This window comes from Bacillus sp. SD075, from assembly GCF_017355165.1.
GTDB lineage: Bacteria > Bacillota > Bacilli > Bacillales > DSM-1321 > Peribacillus.
Genome location: NZ_JADILK010000063.1, coordinates 1 through 21,401, shown reverse-complemented (window position 1 = coordinate 21,401; position 21,401 = coordinate 1). Strand labels below are relative to the sequence as shown.

Sequence of the window (21,401 nt, the reverse complement as noted above, 5' to 3'; positions counted from 1 at the left end):
CCTTTAGATGCACCCGGGAGCCCATATTATTCTATTCTTTTATTCTCAATAACCTAAGACTATTCAAGGTGACTAGTAACGTCGCACCCATATCGGCAAAAATCGCCATCCAAAGTGTTAACCAGCCCGGTGCTATCAATAATAAGGCCAGGATTTTAATCACCAATGAAAACGTGATGTTCTGCTTAATGATTTTTAATGTTTTGCGGCTTAAACTGATTGTATAAGGCAGCTTAGATAAGTCATCACCCATCAAGGCAATATCGGCTGTTTCAAGGGCCGTATCCGTACCGGCCCCTCCCATTGCGATCCCTACCGTGGAAGCTGCCAAGGCTGGAGCATCATTGACACCATCGCCTACCATGGCCACTCGGTCATATTTTTGTTTCCATCGTTTGATGATGGTCAATTTATCCTGTGGCAATAGTTCCGCCTCAATCTCATGAACGCCAGCTGCCGCTCCAATTGCTTTTGCAGTTCCGATATTATCCCCGGTCAGCATGATCGTTTTTTCAATGCCCAATGCATGCAGTTTCCGAATTGCTTCCTTACTGCTTTCCCTTATTTCATCAGACACCGCGATGAGTGCCAGGGGCTTAACTTGATCGCCAAGCACCATCACTGTTTTCCCTGTATTTTGATAGCCGCTGATTAAATTAAGCTCTTCATCAGAGAAAACAAACCCTGCTTCTTCTTCAAAAAGGTGGGGTTTACCAATGTAATAGATTCCTTGATTGATTTTCCCCTTGATACCTTTACCGGTGATCGCAGTAAAATCCTCTACCAATAAAGAATGATAGTCCACATCGTGGTTTTCAGCCTTTTGAAGAATGGCCGTGGCAAGGGGGTGCTGTGATCTGCTTTCTAAAGCAGCAGCGATACCCAGCACGTCCTGTTCATTCAACTCATCAGATAATACCGTGAAATCAGTCACTTCAGGTACACCCTTTGTTAAAGTACCCGTTTTGTCAAACGCAATCGCCTTTAAGGCTCCTGCTTCCTCCAAGTGGACCCCGCCTTTAATCAGCACACCATGTTTCGCAGCATTTCCGATAGCTGTCACAATGGCAATGGGCGTAGAAATGACCAAAGCACAAGGACATCCGACAACCAGTACGGCCAACCCCCTATAAATCCATTCACTCCAATCCCCGTTCATCACAATTGGGGGTAACACGGCAATAGCCAAGGCAATGATCATAATGGCCGGCGTATAGAATTTTGCGAATTTATCCACGAAGGCTTGGGAAGGGGCCTTTTCGGCCTGTGCTTCTTCAACAAGGTGGATAATTTTTGCAATCGCCGTATCCTCGACTCGCTTCGTGACCTCCACTTCGAGCAGCCCTTCACCATTTAAGGTTCCTGCAAACACTTCACCCTCAACTGTTTTAAAAATCGGCTCGGATTCCCCAGTAATGGCCGCTTGATTAAGTGTCGAGGCCCCTTTCATGATCCTGCCATCCATAGCAAGCTTTTGACCCGGTTTAACGATCATGATGTCGCCCACTTCAATCTCATCGACAGAAACCATCATTTCGTGATGCCCCCTACGGATCAAGGCTTCTTTAGGTGCGATGTTCATTAATGATTCTATAGAATTACGGGCCTTATCCATCGAATATTTTTCCAGTGCTTCACTTATCGCAAATAGAATGACGACAGTCGCCCCCTCGCCCCATTCACCAAGGACGGCCGCCCCGATGATGGCAACCGTCATAAGGGTGTGCATATCAAAGCGAAGTCTGACAAGATTTTTCAATCCATTGACAAATAATGAATATCCTCCAATTATGATTGCAGCTGCATAACCAATTACCGGCATTATGCTTCCATCAGCATATCGGCTATCCAATATCCAGCTGATTAGCAAAAGGATAACCGAGAACACCACTTTAATATTTTCTTTTTGTTTCCATAATGGTTCCCTTTGCTTTACCTGTTCCTGTTCACCGCGGATCTTCAGGTTATCAAAAGCACCAGCCTTTTCAATCTCTTCGATAGTCGCGTTGCCCTGTACCGAAATCTTCGAGGCCCCAAAGTTGATTTTGGCCTCCTTCACACCCTCTAGTTCACGGACATTGTTCTCAAACTTCGCCGCACAATTCGTGCATGATAGGCCCTGGATCCGATATGTCTTCAATGGGGAATCAGCCATCGACCCTTACCTCCTGCTGATGTTCTAATGCAATGAGAATTAATTGCTTTATATGGTGATCATCCAAAGAATAAAAAGCCAACTTTCCTTCTTTTCGGTATTTTACGATTGCGTGTTTATAAAGGGTACGAAGATGATGTGACGTTGTCGCCATCGAAGCACCAATGATATTGGCCAGATCACACACACACAATTCCTCATCCGTACAGAGCGCATAAGCTATCTTCGCCCTATTTTCATCACCTATAACCTTAAACAGCTTGGATATACTGGATATATCAACCAGTCCCATTCCCTGCTGAATCCGATTAACCTTCACTTCATCATGCAGGTGGACATCACATATATCTTTAAGTTCCTTCATCTTCTCACACCTCTCATTCAAATATTCGTTTGATTATAATATAGCATAATTCCCTGAATATTCAAATCAAAATTTGAATGTTTAAGCTCCTCATCCAAGTTTGTAAAAGGACCCTTATGTCTTTATATGTGGGCCACCGTTTTTTGTTTCACTTCGGAGTTGCCATCTGGAATTTTTCCGACAAAAAGGTCATGCCGTCCTCTTCCCTATCTTCATGCGAAAAAAGGGACATAAATTCCTTCACGTCCCTTCAATCCAACGATTTCAGTAATTACCTATCAATACCTTGATACGTATAAAACATTTTATTTAGTATATTTTAGAAAAAATATGATATACTTAGTCAAACCTTTTTAAGCGTTTTACTTTACTTGTACCATTTACCCTGCTTATCGTTGAGCAGGGTTTTTTGTTATGTATTTTCAAAAAACAAAAAAAAGACAGACCCTATAAAAAGGATCCGTCTTTTTTGGTTTTTTTGAAATTATGCTTTTTGAACGTTAGAAGCTTGAGGTCCGCGTTGACCTTGTTCTACTTCAAAAGTAACTTCTTGGCCTTCGTCTAAAGATTTGAAACCTTCGCTTTGGATAGCTGAGAAATGTACGAATACGTCGTCTCCGTTTTCGCGTTCGATGAATCCAAAACCTTTTTCTGCGTTAAACCATTTTACTTTACCTTGTTCCATTGTTGTTGCCTCCTAGTGCATCTAAGCACAATGTATTACTATCCTTGCTCTAAGTCATCATCGAAAACGAAAAGTAGTACTTTTAGTATCCTTAGTACCGAACAAAAATAATTAAGACTAAGCATAACATTAAATGGTAGCGATTGCAAATGGTTTGGGGAAAATTTTTTCCAGCAATTTTTAATACTCTCTAAATTCGATTAAAAATTAAGCAGTAGCCAAGGGACCCTATCTATTACAGCAAATGGCTCATATGGATTCTCACATGCATTCATCCAAACAAAAAACCTCTCAAAAACAACGTTAATCAGAAGTTTTTGTAGATATTATATAGTTCATTTTTGGGTAATGAACTTTTCTGCCATTTCTTCTAAAATCGCCGATTCATTTGCTAAATCTTCATTTTGTTCCTTCAATCCAGTCATAATGATATTTTGTTGAATTGCAGCTGCCGAGATTTGCTCCGTTGTTGCGACCCCTTCTTCTGAAATTGCCGCAATTTCCTGTATGGATGCCAGACTTTCATCCGAAGACTCATTGATTTTTTTCGAATGGGTGGCTAATTGTTCTGTGCCTTTCAGCAATTTCTCTACGGATTCAAATATCTTATTGAAAATCTCACCATTGTTTTCCACTAAGGAAACACCATTTAATATATCCTGAAAACTCTCATCATTATTTTGGATGACTTTGGCTGTTTGTTCATTAATCCGCATAATGGATTCTGAAATGATATCGATGGATTCATCTGTTTGCACAGCTAATTTTTGTACCTCTTGAGCGACTACGGCAAAGCCTCTGCCGGCATCCCCCGCCCGTGCCGCTTCAATGGAGGCATTCAGGGATAGCAAGTTCGTTTGAGAAGCGATCACCCTTATTAAACCAATCACTTCATTTATTTTCACTACATCCTCTTCCAGGCTCACTAAATTGGCTTTATTCGCTTGGCCGTTTTCCATGATTTTATCCATCTGGCTCGTTACATCTTGCACTTGCTTACTTCCTTGCTCAGCAAGTGTATTCGTATGCAGGGTAAATTCATTCATTTCATTCGTTTGCTCGTTCATTAAACGGATTGTATCCGATAAGTCACTGACCATATTGGAAATTCGTTCAATATGATGGGCACGCTCTTCTGAAGCTTTTGCTTCTTCCGTTGTCCCCGTCACTATCTGGCCATAGGATTCCACCATCTCTTCAAAAGATTGCTGAATGGATACTGTCGTTTGATTCATCGTTTGAGCGTGTTCACGGACATTCTGGATAATATGGGCCAAACTTAATCTCATTTCTTCGAATCCATTTGAAAGATCGCCAATCTCATCCTGTCTACCAACGGGAATCGGTTTACTTAGGTCCCCTTTGGCCATTTCATTCGTGTAACCAACAAGTTCATTGACGGGGCCTGAGATCTTTTTCCCGATGACAACAGCGCATAGCACCCCTAATATAATGGCACTAGCAAGAAATAAGATATTATAGAATATCATTCTGCTTTTCAATTCACCAATGAATTTTGCATCCATATCGATTCCGACAATCGCATCCGTTCCTTCGATTGGCGTAAAGTATGACTTGTGTGTACCCCACTTATCTTTATATATTTCACTTAATACATCTTCTTTTCCATTTATCGAATTTGCCTGCTCCTGGGTGAAAGGGGATTCCACCATGTATTCTTCGCTGCCGTTCAAGGCTACAATCATGTCGGCATCGTTCTCCCGCTTCAAAACATAAACATATTCAATTCCCTTTTTATCTTTAACAAAGGCATCTAACTTCCTCTTAATCTCTTCTCCCCGTTCCGAAGCTTTGTTTATCAAAGTGGGATTGAGGCTTGCTGCTAAACTGTGGGCATTTTCAGAAAGGCGATCATCGAATTGCGGAAGGACATTCTCATTGATCATTTTATTAGTAATATAGGAAAAGCAAAGGCCCATGGCCCCTGCGAAAAGTACGAAAGGAATAATATAAAACAAGAATAGTTTTGCCAATAGAGATTTTTTAGGATTCAGCTTTGAAAATCTCATTTCCATGCCCTCCTTAATTGAAAACCAGGTGTTTTATAGTCAAATATGGTATTAAATCCAAATGGAGCAATTGGAGATTTTCTTTCAAATTCTCACTTCTATAAAAGATGATTGCCATGCTCCGGTCATTTTGGAAAGGAAGCTGCCTATATTCCAAAACATGGTCGAATTCATGACGAAGTCCACCATGGTCAATACGTGCAACATCTTCCAGATTTATTTCCAGTGGAACCTCTGCAAAGAAAAAGCTATATATATGATCGTCCATCTCTTCCAATATCCGATTCCAATCGGGCTTCGTTCCTGAAAAATAGTGTTCATACATATTCATTCCATAGGCATGGTAACCCAGGTCTGTTGTACCCGCTCCAGCGAAACGCAGGGGATTGATTTCGATGGGTATCACCTGGTTTCCTTTTTTGCGAATTTCAAAGTGTACAGGGTAATTCCTAAGTGGAAGGACCGTTTGGATATTCCTCATGAACTTTAATGCATCATGATAGATTTCATTAATGGCCAACTTCGAAGTATAATAAATTCGATCGGAAGTATCGTAATCATCCTTGAATAATCGTTTGAAGACATTCAAAATGACCGGTTCACCATCTTGATTGTAATAACCATCAATGGCATACTCTTCTCCCTGAATCCACTCTTCTATTAAAACGGTCTGGGAACCGACCACTTCTGAATCATATAATCCATCCGAATGAAGTAAATCCTCTTTAAGCTGGTCCACGGCTATATCCCAATCCTGCTCATTCTTGACTTTGTGCACCCCTACACTTGAATAGCCAATATTGGGTTTGATAACCACCGGAAACGGTATTTGATTTTTATCCAGGTCACTTATTATGGATAAATCAATATCTTGGAAATGGAAGTCAGGATATAAAGATTTCGTCAAACTTCGCACCTGACTCTTATCCTTCAATAGCTTTGACCAAATGTATTCATTGCTATTTGGTTGAAAATGACCTAATAGTGTTATGCCATTTTCAGAGTTTGTAAGAATTCTTTGGTCGTTTTCCATGGCCTTGAAAAATTCTGTATCCTTTTGAATGTTTAGCTTTTCTGAAGTTAATCTGTCCCCCCATTGCCCTTGTTCCAATACTGGAATTTGCTGTTCCTCTAACACCTTTAGGAGAATTGGCGACACAATGGACTCATTCAAAATAATCATTTTTTCCACCTAACTTATACTGTTTTTTGTATCTCCATATTTAATCGGTTAAATCCGGTAAGTATTTAGCTTATATAGGTATTTATTATCAAAAAAATACATTGAACAGCAAGAAATCGGTATATCTTTTTACCTATCCCACCTAATCCGAAAATCATTTGAAGACATGGAGACACCCAGCTCTAGCCTTTAAATCCTTTCACATACCATCGAATATTTAAATCTCTTATATCTTCATTAAAAAAGGCCGACACTATATGAAGTGTCAGCCATAGTTTTTCAACTTCATCATTCATAAAAGGTTCAACAGTAATTTCGTGGAATAACTAAAAACTAATTAGAAAAATACTTAGGAGTTCATATTCAATTCATAACTTCTTTATATACTTGCCCTGTAATAAAGATCAAGAAAGGATGTATTTACATATGTCAGAAGAACAAAAACAAAAAGGATGGCGCCAGTTCATTCGGTTAGTTCAACAAACGAAGCCTTCTAAACTAATGATAGGTATTGCATTAGCATTAAGCCTGGGTACAACAGGTGTAGGTTTATTGGTCCCTTTATTCACAAAAAATCTAATTAATGATTTTTCCATCAGTTCACTAAGCACCGAAAGGATCACACTTCTCGTTCTTGCCATTATTGTTCAAGCATTGGCCAGTGGATTTTCCATCTATTTATTAAATCGGATCGGTCAATCTGTAGTGGCAGGTATCCGCGATCAACTATGGAAAAAATTACTCGTATTACCCGTGAGTTATTTTGATGAACATCCATCTGGCGAAACAGTCAGCCGAATGACAAATGATACAACTGTAGTGAAGGGATTAATCTCTGAACACCTCTCTAATTTCGTTACAGGAATCATTTCCATCATAGGTTCCATGATCGTGTTATTCGTACTGGATTGGAAAATGACATTATTGATGTTCACTGCAATTCCACTCTCTGTTTTGATATTAATGCCACTAGGGAAAAAAATGCATAAAATTTCAAAAGGGATGCAGGACGAGACAGCAAGCTTTACCTCGGTCCTCCAGCAGGTGCTAACGGAAATACGTCTTGTTAAAGCATCGAATGCAGAAGCCATGGAATACCAAAATGGAAAAAAAGGAATCCATAAATTATTTCAATTCGGATTAAAAGAGGCAAAAATCCAAGCGTTGATTGCGCCGCTGATGAGTTTTGTCATGATGGCATTACTCGTGCTGATTTTAGGTTATGGGGGAATGCGCGTTTCTTCAGGAGCCCTGACAGCTGGAGCTCTAGTTGCATTCATCATGTATCTTTTCCAAATAATCATGCCAATGGCTCAATTAGCCAGTTTCTTTACACAATTCCAAAAAGCAACGGGTGCAACAGAACGCATCATTTCCATTCTGGATTCAGTGGAGGAAGAAGATGCGAAGCAGCCGGTTCAAAATATAAGTCAATCAATCAGCGTGGATCACCTGAACTATAGTTACAATAATGGAGAACAGGTACTTAAAGATATAAGCTTTAACGTTGAAGCCGGTAAGGTCACTGCAATTGTCGGTCCAAGCGGCAGCGGAAAAACAACACTTTTTTCATTATTGGAGCGTTTCTACAAGCCACAGCAAGGGGCCATATCCATAGGCGGGAAATCCATAAATGATTTCACTCTGCTTTCATGGAGAAGCCAGATTGGATACGTTTCACAAGAAAGCCCGATTGTATCAGGTACAATTCGAGATAATATTTGTTATGGCATCGATCGGGATATAACAGATAAGGAATTAAATCAAGTAGCTAAAATGGCGTATGCAGATCAGTTCATTACTGAGCTTCCGAACGGATATGATACAGAGGTAGGTGAAAGGGGCATGAAATTATCAGGCGGCCAAAGACAAAGAATTGCGATCGCTCGTGCATTTTTAAGAAACCCCAAAATATTAATGCTTGATGAAGCTACCTCTAGCCTAGACAGCAAATCAGAAAAAGTGGTCCAACAGGCATTAAATGATTTAATGAAAGGCCGAACGACAATAGTTATTGCCCACCGCCTATCGACCGTTATTGGTTCAGATCAAATCATCTTCCTGGAAAAAGGAAAAATAACAGGCAGCGGAACACATAAGGAGCTATATAATACGCACTCATTATATCGCGAATTTGCCGAACAGCAATTACACAAACTTGAACTGGCCTAATTCACCGAAAGGAAAGAAGAAGGATGACAAAAATATTAATTGTCGATGATGATGCACATATTCGCGAACTTATAAACCTGTTGCTAAGAAAAGAAGGATTTGATCTATATGAAGCCTCAGATGGACTGCAAGCATTGGGAATAATGGAGAAAGTGAAAATCGATTTGGCGGTCATCGATATTATGATGCCTAACATGGATGGATGGCAATTATGCAAAGAGTTAAGGGAATTTAGTGATATCCCCATTTTAATGCTGACTGCAAAAGGGGAAACAACACAGAAAGTAAAAGGTTTCGGGCTTGGGGCAGATGATTATCTTGTAAAGCCGTTTGAACCGATCGAATTGGTTCTTAGAATAAGGGCATTATTAAAACGGTATAAAATCACTATTTCACAAACATTAAATATCGGCGAATTAAAGATGAATCGCAACACGCATGAAATGTCATTCAAAGAACAGGAATATACGATTCCATTAAAAGAATTCGAATTGTTGTTTAAATTGGCAAGCTATCCTGGAAAAACATTCTCCAGGGAAGATCTTATTGAAGACATTTGGGGTTATGATTATGAAGGTGATGAACGAACTGTCGATGTTCATATAAAAAGAGTGAGAGAACGGTTTCCAGAATTGGAATTCCCTTTCCGGATTAAAACGATTTGGGGATTAGGCTACCGTTTGGAGATAACGAGATGAGAAGCAATCGATTTTTCAAACAAATACTTGGCCTGCTTTTTTTTCTTACGTTTATTTCTATTTGCTTTTCGGCCGGGTACTATATCATTCAGCTATTGCCCTTAAGGTTAACTGATTATGTTCGGTATCTGGCCACAATCATGACAAGCATCACAATCATGATATTCATTGGTTATCTCATACATGCTATCCATCACAATAAACGGGTAAATATTTACCTTGAGATCATAGATGCCTTAAGGAAAATTGCCAATGGCGATTATAATGTACAACTGGACTTTAAAATGGATAAGAAAAACGAAATGACGGACATCATTAACCACTTCAACCACATGGCCAAACAACTGAAACAAATGGAAGAAATGCGGCAGGAATTCATCTCTAACGTCTCACACGAAATACAGTCGCCCCTTACCTCCATTGTAGGATTTGCCCAAGCTCTTCAATTTAATAAGCTGACAATCGAAGAACGAAATCATTATCTTCATATAATTGAGACTGAGAGCAGGAGATTATCTAAATTAAGTGATAACCTTCTAAAGCTTACATCCCTTGAATCCGAACATCATCCTTTTGAAAGGACAGATTTCCGGCTGGACCAGCAAATACGTACCATTATTTTGGCTTGTGAACCTACGTGGTTGGAAAAAGAACTCGAATTGGATATATCCTTGGGAAAGGTTTCGATTTTCGCAGACAAGGATTTAATGAGTCAAGTATGGACAAATTTAATACACAATAGTATCAAATTCACCCGCCATCATGGAACGATCACGATTCGGTTACAACAGATTGATGATCAAGCATCGATAACGATATCCGATACCGGCATCGGTATTTCAGACCAAGATCAGTTTCACATTTTTGAACGATTCTATAAAGCCGACCTGGCAAGGGAACGCACAAAAAGCGGCAGCGGCTTAGGGCTATCGATCGTGAAAAGAATTATTGAGATGCATGAAGGTACCATATCCGTGAAAAGTGAACTCCAAAAGGGAACGACTTTCACCATTCTGCTTCCTATTTCGTGAAGGAATTTGTGATTTTAAGGTTAATGTTAAATCCATAGGTTATAAAGAGGCTGGGACATAACTAAATAAACCATCCTCAAAGAAGGATCATTCTAAGTTATGCTGCTTTCGTATATTTGGTTTTATTCATCCATTCAAGCTGTAAGAATAAGTCCATTCATTGCGCTGCAGACACTCGCTTGCCGAGGAAGCGGAGCCTCCTCGGCAAGCCTGCGGGGTCTCAGCCTTTCCTCTATTTCCCGCAGGACTCGATTGTCTTCCGCTCCATAACACTGGATTTTTAAAAATAGAATTCAAAAAGCAATAAAATCTATGGAAAAGAACCAATAAAGACCCGAACTATTAGACGGAAATTCCGCTTATAGTTCGGGTCTTATCGTTGACTAAAATACTTATGTTCCAGCCTCTTATTACTATTTGATGGTCTGTTTTCAAGTTTGATAAAATTAATTTCACCCTTCATAATCCGACTTTTTTATTTCCGCTGAACAGGCTGCCTTATCTCAAATATTAAACTCGATCATTTTCTCAAGTAATGGGAAATCAACCGGATTACCCTACTTGATACTTACCAACTGCTTTGTGTGATCATAAGCCAGCGTGCACAATTTCATCAGAAAAATGATTTATAATCACTTTCTAATTGTTGCTTTAAAATAATGTTTGGTCAAAAATACCTCGCAACCCCATATTTTACGATAAATAAAAAGAATCCATTTTGAAAAAAGATTGATCAAAATGGATTCTTTTTCATAAGATTTAAGTTTCGGTTTTATAAAAGTTTGATCATTTTCTACCTGTGTTGCTCCACAATTGCGCCCGTTTGTTTAATAAATATATTACGAATAATTATTTGAATAAACGGAAAAATACTAGAAGATCTGTTATTTTAGCAGTTCCAAAATCAGTTCAACATTTTGCATATCTAGCTAATCAAGAACATCTATTTTTATGAAAGTAAATAAGCGTTTTTATAAGTATGTGAAACATTTCACTAAAAAATAATGATAGAAAAAAGGGATGGATACTATATGGGTAGATTATCAGGAAAAGTAGCAATGATTACTGGTGCAGGCAGTGGAATGGGTGCTGAACAAGCACGATTATTTGCTAAAGAAGGTGCAAAAGTTGTTGGAGCTGATATGAACGAAGAAGCTCTTCAAAAAGTGGTTGAAGAAATTAAAGTAAATGGTGGAGATGCTATTGCTGTTAAGTTAAATATATCTTCTCCCGAAGCATGGAAAAGCGCTGTCAAAATAGCAATCGAAACATATGGCAAAGTTAATATTTTAGTTAATACTGCAGGGGTTGCAGGTCCATTTAAGGCAAAGGCACATGAACACGACGTAGATGATTGGGATAAACTTTTAGGTATTAATTTAAAAGGTGCATTCTTAGGTAGCAAATACACAATTCCTGAAATGATACAAGCTGGTGGAGGTTCAATTGTAACAGTTTCTTCTATCGGAGGGCTAATAGGTGGCCAAGGTGGAACTGGATATGGAGCTGCCAAAGCTGGCTTAGTAGGTTTAACAAAGAATATTGCAGTAGATTATGGTAAAGATAAAATTAGAGCAAATATTATTTTCCCTGGACAAATTAAGACACCAATGTCCGCACAACTTGAAGATGCTGCTGCTGCAGAAGCTAAACAATATTACATAAATAAAATCCCACTAGGGCACTTTGGTGATCCTATTGATATTGCCTATGCAGCACTATACCTAGCATCTGATGAGTCTAAATTCGTAACAGGTGCAGAACTGGTTGTTGATGGTGGAGTAATGGCAAATTAATAATTTGTCCTAAATATTATACTCTAATATAAGAAACCCTATTGTGGATTAATGACAATAGGGGTTTCTTTTGTCAGCAATAATAATTCTGATTATACAACAATCTGGCCCGATTACGGAACAACTCTATTGTCACTCAACAATTCCCTAATCCACTTTTAATTCGATGTACTTTTCCTTTCACTATAAAAACAATCCTTTAGATAACATCCAATGGGGCAAAGCATCGTAACTTTTTTGCAAACATCGCATCTACATATCGTGATTTTATTTTAAATCCACACTAAAAAGGAATATCAGAACTTACGAAACCCCAATGTCAAAGATTCCCGCTTTAGATTTTCTCGTCTTTTAGACATAAAGAAACACCCCTTTAGAAAATATTTTCTAAAGGGGTTCATTCAATATTACATAACATACATTGCATTCATTCCAGCTTACTCAACCGTTACACTTTTCGCAAGATTACGTGGTTTATCCACGTCACATTCGCGGTGCAAGGCTGCATAGTAAGCAATGAGCTGCAGCGGGATAACAGAGATAAGGGGTGTTAATAGTTCATTCACTTCCGGGATGACGAAACGGTCATCCTCTTCTTCAAGCCCCTTCATGGCAATGATGCAAGGGTTGGCGCCTCTGGCAGCCACTTCCTTTACATTACCACGGATGCTTAGGTTGACGCTTGCTTGCGTAGCAAGGGCTATGACAGGTGTGCCTTCTTCAATCAAGGCGATCGTTCCATGTTTAAGCTCTCCGCCAGCAAAGCCTTCCGCCTGGATGTATGAGATTTCCTTCAGCTTAAGGGCGCCTTCAAGAACAACATAGTAATCAAGGGAACGGCCAATGAAGAAGCAGTTTCTCGTAACGGACAAATATTCACGGGCAATGTCTTCCATCTCTTCTTTCGAATCACAAAGGGCCTCCATTGCTGTCGCAACGATTCCAAGCTCTTTGACAAGGTCGAAATCATACTCCATGTTACGGAATTGGCCAGTTACATTCGCTAAGATGGACAAGACTGCCACTTGAGCTGTGTAGGCCTTTGTTGATGCAACGGCAATTTCAGGGCCAGCATGCAGCAAGAGTGTATAATCCGCTTCACGTGACAATGTAGAGCCAGGTACGTTCGTGATAGTCAAGGCTTTATGGCCAAGCTCTTTGATGGACACTAACACGGCACGGCTATCTGCCGTTTCACCACTTTGTGAAATGAAGATGAATAACGGCTTTTTCGATAATAACGGCATATTGTAAGTGAATTCTGATGCCACATGGACCTCAACCGGAATTCCCGCCATTTTTTCGATGAATTGCTTACCAATCAATCCTGCATGATAGCTGGTTCCGCAAGCAATGATATAAATACGGTCAGCCTCACTTACAGCTTCAGTAATGCTATAATCGATTGCAAGTTTACCTTCTTCATTTTGGTATGCTTGAATGATTTTACGTATGACAGCTGGCTGCTCGTCGACTTCCTTGAGCATATAGTGAGGATACGTACCTTTTTCAATATCACTAGCATCCAGTTCAGCAGTATATGGAGCACGCATAACTTCTTCGTCGGAAAGGTTCTTGATCGTTACCTTTTCACTTGTCACGATAACCATTTCCTTATCCATCAATTCAAGGAATTGATCTGTGACTTGCAACATGGCCATTGCATCCGAAGCGACAACGTTAAAGTCTTTTCCGACGCCGATTAGCAACGGGCTTTTATTTTTTGCGACTAAGATGGTTTCATCATTTTCAGCATCCAATAGGGCGATGGCATATGAACCTTCTAAAAGGGTGAGTGTTTGACGGAACGCCTCTTCCACTTCCATACCTTCGTTCACGAACTTCTCTATGAGTTGAACGATGACTTCCGTATCCGTTTCACTTTTAAAGGCAACATCCTTTAAATATTCACGTTTTAGTATCGCATAGTTTTCAATGACCCCATTATGAACTAAAGTCAATCGACCTGAATTACTTTGATGTGGATGGGCATTTTCACGGCTTGGCACACCATGGGTGGCCCAGCGCGTATGTCCTATTCCGGTATGCGCCATGGTATTTTCATCCACGGCTTCACGTAAGTCCGCGATTCTTCCTTTTTCCTTAAAGATAGTTACTCCTGCTTCATTTCTCACTGCAATCCCTGAAGAGTCATAACCGCGGTATTCAAGTTTTTCAAGACCCTTTAATAAAATTTCCTTTGCATCGTTAAGTCCAATATATCCAACAATTCCACACATAATTTCTGTTCCTCCAACCGATTCGAGGGAACAGGAATGCACGGGGGCATCCCTGCCCCCTCATCTCTGATATATATTTTTATAAAGGAAATGCCCTAAAGCATTTTTTCCCATTGTGCATTCCCAATCCTTTGTGCAGTAAGTTGCCCTACTGTTTTAAAATTGGAATTACTGCGGCTGTGCACTTCAGCCGGGAGGTATCCGCCGATCATTCGATAAACCTCCTCCTCGTCAACTAAGCCATTTCTCGTCCGGACTTAGTTCAGGCGCTTTTGTGAATCCGTTTCTCCTTGCCTACCCTCCTTTTTAACACAACCATTTTCAGAAAATGAGTTGTAAATCAGGATAATCATACCTTAAACAAGGGATATAGGTCAATTCTTTATTACCTTTACCAGCAAAAAAGAACTTCTTTATAAAAATATGCATAAAAGGAAATTTCGTTCCCTTTATGCATAGATTGGTTATTCGTTCATACCCATTTCCGCTCTTACAACTGCGACGATGCGATCTACATAATTAGTGCATTCCTCAGCTGTCGGTGCTTCAGCCATAACACGGACTAGCGGTTCAGTACCTGAAGGTCTCACCAAAATACGACCGTTTCCGTTCATTTCCCCTTCGACTGCCTTGATGACTTCCTGTACCTTTTCATTATCGGTTACTGCGTGTTTATCGGTAACTCTGACATTGATCAGCGTTTGAGGATATTTCTTCATCTCGCCAGCGAGCTCCGATAAGGTTTTTTGGGTATCACTCATGATGTTCACAAGCTGTAAGCCCGTCAATAAACCATCACCTGTCGTGTTATAGTCCAGGAAGATGATATGTCCGGATTGTTCGCCCCCAAGGTTATAGCCGCCTTTTCGCATCTCCTCGACCACGTAGCGATCCCCCACTGCCGTCTGGGCGCTTTGTATACCATGCTCTTCAAGACCTTTATAAAAACCAAGGTTGCTCATGATCGTGGAAACCACTGTTCCCTGTTTTAGGCGATTATTTTCTTTCAAGTATTTCGCACAGATATACATGATTTGGTCGCCGTCCACTATATTTCCTTTTTCATCTATCGCAATGACACGGTCCCCGTCACCATCGAAAGCAAGTCCAACATCCGCACCTTTTTCTTTTAAGAATTCAGCAAGAGCTTCTGGGTGGGTAGAACCAACCTTATCATTAATGTTCAAGCCATTTGGCGATGCCCCCATTGTAGAGATGTCTGCATCAAGATCTGCAAACAAATGCATGGCCAAGGCAGATGTCGCCCCATGTGCACAATCAAGTGCAACATGAATGCCTGTAAAATCTTCATCCACTGATTGTTTCAAGTATTGGAGATACTTTTGCCCTCCTTCGAAATAATCATTCAAATGACCTAGATCTCCGCCAACCGGACGTGGGAGTTCATCCTTTTCCATATCCAATAGTGTTTCAATTTCCGCTTCTTGATCATCAGATAACTTAAATCCATCCGGTCCAAAGAATTTAATGCCATTATCGGCTACAGGATTATGCGAAGCGGAAATCATGACACCTGCTTCAGCACTTAAGGCCTTTGTTAAATAGGCAACTCCCGGTGTCGAAATGACACCCAGGCGCATCACTTCAGCCCCAATGGATAAAAGACCGGCAACAAGCGCACCTTCCAGCATTTCACCTGAAATACGAGTATCGCGCCCTATCAGCACTTTGGGTTTTTCTGTATTTCTAGTAAGAACGTAGCCACCAAAACGGCCTAATTTAAATGCCAACTCCGGTGTTAATTCGCTATTCGCTATACCCCTGACTCCGTCTGTTCCAAAATATTTACCCATCTTTATCGCTCCTTCTTCGAATCGTTACTGAATTTAATGATGATGTTAAAGAAGATCATGTCTCTTCGTCCTTTTGTGTGATGGTGACCGAAACCGTTTTAGAATCCAGTTCCCATTCCACTCCCTCAGGCACTGTTACCGCCAAATCCACATCATGCGTACCTTCATCTAAATTACTCACATCTACTGTAAGGTTAATGTCGTCTTTAGTTATTTTCTTCAAATCATCCGTCTCACCAAGCAAAGTGATGCTTGTTACATCGGATTCCAATTCGGCATTTTGGTCGTCCTGTATGCCCACAGGCACTATTGGTATATTGTTGAAAGTTTTAGACTCAATGGCAGCAGGTTCATCTTCTTTTGCTTCTTCTTCGACTACTTGTTCTTCTTGTTTTTGTTCAGTTTCTGGTTCTTCCTCTTCTATGACTGGCTTTGCGTTCTCTTCGTCTACATTAACTTTCTCTGTGCGAATCTTGACCTTTGCCTTACCTAAAGACATTTTTTGTACACTTTCCGGTTTATCAAGATCGAGTTCCAGTTCTGTATCACCATCTATTTTCGAGATATTTACAGGAAGGTTTATTCCATCTATCTTCTCCAGACTCGTTTCCGACCCAAATAAGGTGACCTCTTTTGGGTCGACACTTATACTCGTGATCCTGATGCCATCCTTTGCCTTGCCAGTTTGCTTCGGTGCTATCGACACCGTCTTCGAAGGAATGCTCACTTTTAAGGAAACGGCAACAGAAGATGGCTCAATCGTCACATCCAGCTTATTCAAGTCCCTATCCAGGGCTTTAACGGTTGCCTTGCCGTTCACCGTTTCGTTAAGTCCCTTACTTATTTCAAGGTTTGCCTTTACATAGGAAATTTGTTCAATCGCATCTTTAGCACCAGTTATTTTGACAGTTTTCGGGCTGACAGTTGGCTGACCAGCGGTATATCCCTCTTCAAGTAATGAGCTATTATACTCGGCTTCAACAGAGAATTCCTTCGTCACCCGTTCCTGAACGTTGACTTCCGCATATTCTGGATCGATCGTCGCCACTAACTTTTCATTCAACTCACTTATTTTAAATGTGACAGTCCTGTCCCCCATTGAGATAGCAGGATCAGAAAGGTCTACATACACTTTAAAGTCCCTTTGGTTTTTTGCATTGATCAATAGGCTTTTTGCTCCCTTTAGAGTAACATCAACCGTCTCCGGCACTCCGCTCACCACTAGATTCTCACGGTCATAGTACACTTCAACCGGTACATTTTCGATGGTCTCTGTACTGATTTCAGGGGCTGTCGATAAACCAAGGGATTTTTTATCCGACTCCATCTCAAAGTTAATGGAAATGAACAAAAGTGCTGCCAAGGCAAAAGCTACGATTCTCATAAACCAAGCGCTATTCGTGAATTTATCCATTCTTTTTCCCCCTCCAGTTAAAGATGCTTGAGGAAGTTGATTTGATGTTTTCCACTACCAGTTCACTTGTAAGCATGGCCCTAAATGATTCTTGATTCAAATCCCGGTATAGTTCCCCGTTTTTAGTGACGGATATCCCTCCCGTTTCTTCTGAAACGACAATCGTAAGGCTATCCGTAACTTCACTCATCCCTATGGCTGCCCTATGCCGTGTGCCAAGCTCTTTTGATATGAATGGACTTTCTGATAATGGCAAGTAGCAAGCTGCAGCCGCCACCTGGTTATTTTGTAAAATAACTGCGCCATCATGGAGCGGCGTATTAGGGATGAAGATATTAATGAGCAGTTCTGAAGAAATATAGGATTTTAGGGGTATCCCCGTTTCAACATAATCCCCCAGCTCCGTACCCTTCTCTATCGTAATCAAGGCTCCAATCCGCCTTTTTGCCATATAAGTGGACGCCTTTAGGATTTCTTCGACTAAACGCTCTTGCTGATTCTCTTCTGGAACGGTGCCCCTTGCAAAGAGCTTCCCGCGTCCTAATTGTTCAAGTGCCCTTCTCAGTTCAGGTTGAAAAATGACGAGAATCGCCAATACTCCCCAATTCATGACTTGTGCCATTAACCATCCGAGTGTATTGAAACCAAACAGGTTGCTTAAGCTTTTTACAATGACAATTACAAAAATTCCTTTTAGCAGCTGAATAGCCTTCGTGCCTCGAATAATAGTTAACAATTTATATATCACAAACCATACAAGGAGAATATCAATGAAATTTACTACATAGTCCCAAACAGTCAAATTGGTTAAAGACATGTTGTTTCCTCCAGTCAGCATTACTCCAAATACCAATTACAATCTTTTATACGATAACCTTAATAGTATACCATTTTTTAAATGATACATCTAAAAACTAGTGTGGGAATTTTACATAGGAAAAACGTATCGTGTAAAATGATTCCTTTCCCTTTAAAAAATAAAGCTGAGCGAAGTCACCGTAAATGAAAAACGATGCCCCTCCCAGCTTCCATTCCTTATTCCTCTTTCTCCTCTTTAGCAGGAACCAACGAGGTTGCAGTGTCCTTTACTTTATACCACATCCACTCAAAGGCTTGGTCAATAACATGGATGCTCCCAGTCACATTCCCTGCTTTAGACATATATTTATGCCCATTTATGACTGTCACATCTCCCTCTACTTCACCATCTATTTGAATATTACCATTTTGAACTACCACATTTCCCTTGATTGTCTCACCCTCAGGAACAATCACGGTTTCACCTTCGACCACTAAGTTAGGCTGCTTCGATACTGAAAAATGTTCGTCCTGATTATAAGTGGAAAAAACAGATCCTGTCATCAATATGATGAACATCGCCGCCGCTGTCATGAAGGGATGACTTTTGAACCAACGTTTGGCACCTGTTGTTTTCGTTTCCTTTGGTAATTGCGCCATAACCTTTGCTGTGAAGCCATCCGGGGCCTTTATATGGGAAGTGCTTTGTACAAGAGCGACCGCCTTTTTCATTTCATGAAAGTAATCCCGGCATTCAGCACAGTTATGCAAGTGCTTCCGTAAAACTTCTTTATGCTCCGGTTTGATGTCCTCATCTAAATAATCATGCATATATTCAATGATTTCCTCATGGCAGTTCATTTTTCTCACCTTCTTTTTATAAATGGCGTAGTTGTTTACGCAAGGCTTCCCGACCGCGATGTATCCTCGTCTTAACCGTACCGACCGGCAAATCGAGTATCTCACTGATTTCCTTTAAAGATAACTCTTCAATATACTTCAATACGATTACCGATCGGTATTTCTCGGGCAATTTCATTATTTCCACTTGAATGGTTTCCTGCAGTTCTAAAGATTCGACCTCTTCCTCAGGTTTCGCGATATCCGATGCAATTTGGGAATACATATTCAATCCCTCTGTTCCCGCCACCTCTGCATCTAAATAGTAATCCGGTTTTTTCTTCCGAAGCCGATCAATACAAAGATTGGTCGCAATCCGATATAACCATGTAGAAAATTTCATTTGAATATTGAAACTTCGAATATTCACGTAGGCCCTTACAAAGGCCTCTTGTGCCAAATCTTCTGCTTCTTGCCTGTTTCCGAGCATCCTGAAACATATTTGGAAAACTTTGTCCTTGTAAATTTCGACAATTTCCCCAAATGCATTATGGTCTCCCTTTAATACTTGATTAATTCTCTCTTTAATGAGTGCATCCATTTTCCGGTATTACCCCCGCTCATGCGGCTATACGATTACTACGAATCGTAAGCTAAAAGGTTTCAAAAATTTAATACATTAATTTTAACAAAGTTTTACATTTTATGTTTAAGAAAAAAAAAACAGGGCTATATAGTAAGAAATTGTAAAATCCAAGGGAGTGATTCTCTATATGACTGCTGAACAAATTTTAGACCATATTGAACAATACAGACAGAAAATGATGTTTTTGGCTTCCCGTTCTTCGATGGTGGATAATGAAGTTGTTGAAGTTAGCAGCAAATTGGATTCCTTAATCATCCAATACATCCATTTAACTAAAAATGGAGATCTCACAGATAGTAGTTGCCTTAAGTGAATATGGTAATACGATTCCAACCATTTATCTATAGATATGTTCCTGTTACATGCACCCTAGAAAATAAACCTACGTCTTATAGCATATAAAAAACAGTAACCCATTACAAGCCGGTTACTGTTTCTTTTATTATTAGTTATAATAACTTTTCCCCAAATAGCGAGCCCATTAGGGCCACGGCAACGATCGCCGTTTTATTTCGCTCATCTAAAATGGGATTCACTTCAACGAATTCAGCGGATGTAATCAAATTGGATTCCGCAAGCATTTCCATGGCCAAATGACTTTCCCGATAACTTATTCCGCCAATCACCGGTGTACCCACTCCGGGTGCATCCGCTGGATCAACTCCATCCAAATCCAATGAAAGGTGGACTCCATCCGTTCTTTCCCTTAAATAATCAATGCATTCTTCCATGACCCGTGTCATTCCCATACGATCGATCTCATGCATCGTGAATACTTTAATCCCTTTCTCACGTATAAGTTCTTTTTCCCCTTCATCCAATGACCTTGCTCCAATTATAACGATGTTTTCCGGTTTCACTTTTGGAGCAAAACCATGGATATTGATTAGATCCGGATGTCCAACCCCAATACTGACAGCTAGGGGCATTCCGTGTATATTCCCTGATGGTGAAGTGTCTTCCGTATTTAAATCCCCATGTGCGTCGTACCAAATCACACCTAAATTTTCATAATGCTTTGAGACTCCTGCCAGTGTACCTATAGCTATTGAATGGTCTCCTCCCAATACAAGCGGAAAGGAACCTACTTCTATTATCTCATCAACTCTTGCAGCTAACTGGGTGTTCCCTTCTGCAACAAGATGTAAGTTTTTTAGATTTGTCCCAGGCTCATCTGCATTTTCAGGACGCCCTACAATTATATCTCCTAAATCCTCTACTTCTATATTCAACTTTTCAAGACGCTCGACAATCTCTGCGCAGCGGATGGCACTAGGACCCATATCCACCCCTCGCCTTGCTTGACCAAGGTCCATTGGCAATCCGATGACTGAAATTTTCTGAATAGACATACATTTCCCCCTTTCCACCATTTTATATCGTATTTGCCAATTGGTTCAACTCGACATTTCCATGTATAAAAATGCACACTTGCCATATATTTTTCTGGCGATTAGTTTACCCAACTATGCCTTAAAAAAAAAAAGTCTTAAACCATTTTTGGTTTAAGACATAAGTTTTGGTGTATGTAGTTG

17 protein-coding genes are annotated in these 21,401 nt (G+C 40.2%); 5 read left to right on the top strand and 12 right to left on the bottom strand.

All coding sequences use genetic code 11. The features are described 5' to 3' along the window. Positions 1 to 31 precede the first annotated feature (31 nt). The 5 genes from IOC57_RS23635 to IOC57_RS23615 all read right to left on the bottom strand — a co-directional run bounded on the left by IOC57_RS23635 (position 32) and on the right by IOC57_RS23615 (position 6,417). Complete coding sequence (locus IOC57_RS23635; protein ID WP_207440988.1) at positions 32 to 2,155, bottom strand: heavy metal translocating P-type ATPase; 2,124 nt, start codon at positions 2,153 to 2,155, stop codon at positions 32 to 34. Further along, positions 2,148 to 2,519 (bottom strand): ArsR/SmtB family transcription factor, encoded by a 372-nt coding sequence (locus IOC57_RS23630; protein WP_207440987.1) that lies wholly within the window; start codon positions 2,517 to 2,519, stop codon positions 2,148 to 2,150. Before IOC57_RS23630 ends, IOC57_RS23635 begins: the two co-directional genes overlap by 8 nt. Before the next feature lie 484 nt (positions 2,520 to 3,003). Continuing rightward, a complete protein-coding gene (locus IOC57_RS23625; RefSeq protein ID WP_034304915.1) occupies positions 3,004 to 3,204 on the bottom strand; it encodes a cold-shock protein in 201 nt (66 codons plus the stop codon). Between the two features lie 335 nt (positions 3,205 to 3,539). Next, a complete protein-coding gene (locus IOC57_RS23620; protein WP_207440986.1) occupies positions 3,540 to 5,234 on the bottom strand; it encodes a methyl-accepting chemotaxis protein in 1,695 nt (564 codons plus the stop codon). A 13-nt stretch (positions 5,235 to 5,247) separates the two neighbouring features. Further along, a complete protein-coding gene (locus IOC57_RS23615; RefSeq protein WP_207440985.1) occupies positions 5,248 to 6,417 on the bottom strand; it encodes an ATP-grasp domain-containing protein in 1,170 nt (389 codons plus the stop codon). 426 nt (positions 6,418 to 6,843) lie between these two features. Here IOC57_RS23615 and IOC57_RS23610 point away from each other — a divergent pair, with 426 nt between their 5' ends. The 4 genes from IOC57_RS23610 (at position 6,844) to IOC57_RS23595 (ending at position 12,114) form a co-directional block, all read left to right on the top strand. Further along, positions 6,844 to 8,589 carry an ABC transporter ATP-binding protein gene (locus tag IOC57_RS23610; protein ID WP_396020881.1) on the top strand — a complete coding sequence of 582 codons (1,746 nt, stop codon included), beginning with the start codon at positions 6,844 to 6,846 and terminating at the stop codon, positions 8,587 to 8,589. A 23-nt stretch (positions 8,590 to 8,612) separates the two neighbouring features. Further along, positions 8,613 to 9,287, top strand: a complete 675-nt coding sequence (locus IOC57_RS23605) for a response regulator transcription factor (RefSeq protein WP_207440983.1) — start codon at positions 8,613 to 8,615, stop codon at positions 9,285 to 9,287. After that, entirely contained in the window at positions 9,284 to 10,318 is a 1,035-nt protein-coding gene (locus IOC57_RS23600; RefSeq protein ID WP_207440982.1) for a sensor histidine kinase, read from the top strand. Before IOC57_RS23605 ends, IOC57_RS23600 begins: the two co-directional genes overlap by 4 nt. 1,031 nt (positions 10,319 to 11,349) lie before the next feature. Continuing rightward, entirely contained in the window at positions 11,350 to 12,114 is a 765-nt protein-coding gene (locus tag IOC57_RS23595; protein WP_207440981.1) for an SDR family NAD(P)-dependent oxidoreductase, read from the top strand. A gap of 437 nt (positions 12,115 to 12,551) precedes the next feature. On the opposite strand, the gene glmS is transcribed toward IOC57_RS23595, so the two are convergent. The 6 genes from glmS to sigW all read right to left on the bottom strand — a co-directional run bounded on the left by glmS (position 12,552) and on the right by sigW (position 19,821). Further along, on the bottom strand, positions 12,552 to 14,354 hold the full coding sequence (gene glmS / locus IOC57_RS23590; RefSeq protein ID WP_207440980.1) for a glutamine--fructose-6-phosphate transaminase (isomerizing): 1,803 nt from the start codon (positions 14,352 to 14,354) through the stop codon (positions 12,552 to 12,554). 464 nt (positions 14,355 to 14,818) lie between these two features. Next, positions 14,819 to 16,168, bottom strand: a complete 1,350-nt coding sequence (glmM, locus tag IOC57_RS23585; protein ID WP_207440979.1) for a phosphoglucosamine mutase — start codon at positions 16,166 to 16,168, stop codon at positions 14,819 to 14,821. Positions 16,169 to 16,223: 55 nt separating this feature from the next. Further along, entirely contained in the window at positions 16,224 to 17,582 is a 1,359-nt protein-coding gene (locus IOC57_RS23580; protein WP_207440978.1) for a CdaR family protein, read from the bottom strand. Then, complete coding sequence (gene cdaA / locus IOC57_RS23575) at positions 17,575 to 18,399, bottom strand: diadenylate cyclase CdaA (RefSeq protein ID WP_034304935.1); 825 nt, start codon at positions 18,397 to 18,399, stop codon at positions 17,575 to 17,577. The genes IOC57_RS23580 and cdaA overlap by 8 nt, the downstream gene beginning before the upstream one ends. Before the next feature lie 218 nt (positions 18,400 to 18,617). Beyond that, a complete protein-coding gene (locus IOC57_RS23570; protein ID WP_207440977.1) occupies positions 18,618 to 19,241 on the bottom strand; it encodes an anti-sigma factor family protein in 624 nt (207 codons plus the stop codon). 16 nt (positions 19,242 to 19,257) lie between these two features. Further along, the gene (gene sigW / locus IOC57_RS23565; RefSeq protein WP_207440976.1) at positions 19,258 to 19,821 is read right to left on the bottom strand and encodes an RNA polymerase sigma factor SigW; all 564 of its coding nucleotides are present in this window, start codon (positions 19,819 to 19,821) and stop codon (positions 19,258 to 19,260) included. A 172-nt stretch (positions 19,822 to 19,993) separates the two neighbouring features. Between sigW and IOC57_RS23560 the strand changes: the two genes are divergently transcribed. Continuing rightward, positions 19,994 to 20,179 (top strand): aspartyl-phosphate phosphatase Spo0E family protein, encoded by a 186-nt coding sequence (locus tag IOC57_RS23560; RefSeq protein WP_207440975.1) that lies wholly within the window; start codon positions 19,994 to 19,996, stop codon positions 20,177 to 20,179. Positions 20,180 to 20,315: 136 nt separating this feature from the next. Here the strand turns inward: IOC57_RS23560 and rocF are convergent, their stop codons facing one another. Then, on the bottom strand, positions 20,316 to 21,218 hold the full coding sequence (gene rocF, locus IOC57_RS23555; protein WP_207440974.1) for an arginase: 903 nt from the start codon (positions 21,216 to 21,218) through the stop codon (positions 20,316 to 20,318). Positions 21,219 to 21,401: the final 183 nt, after the last annotated feature.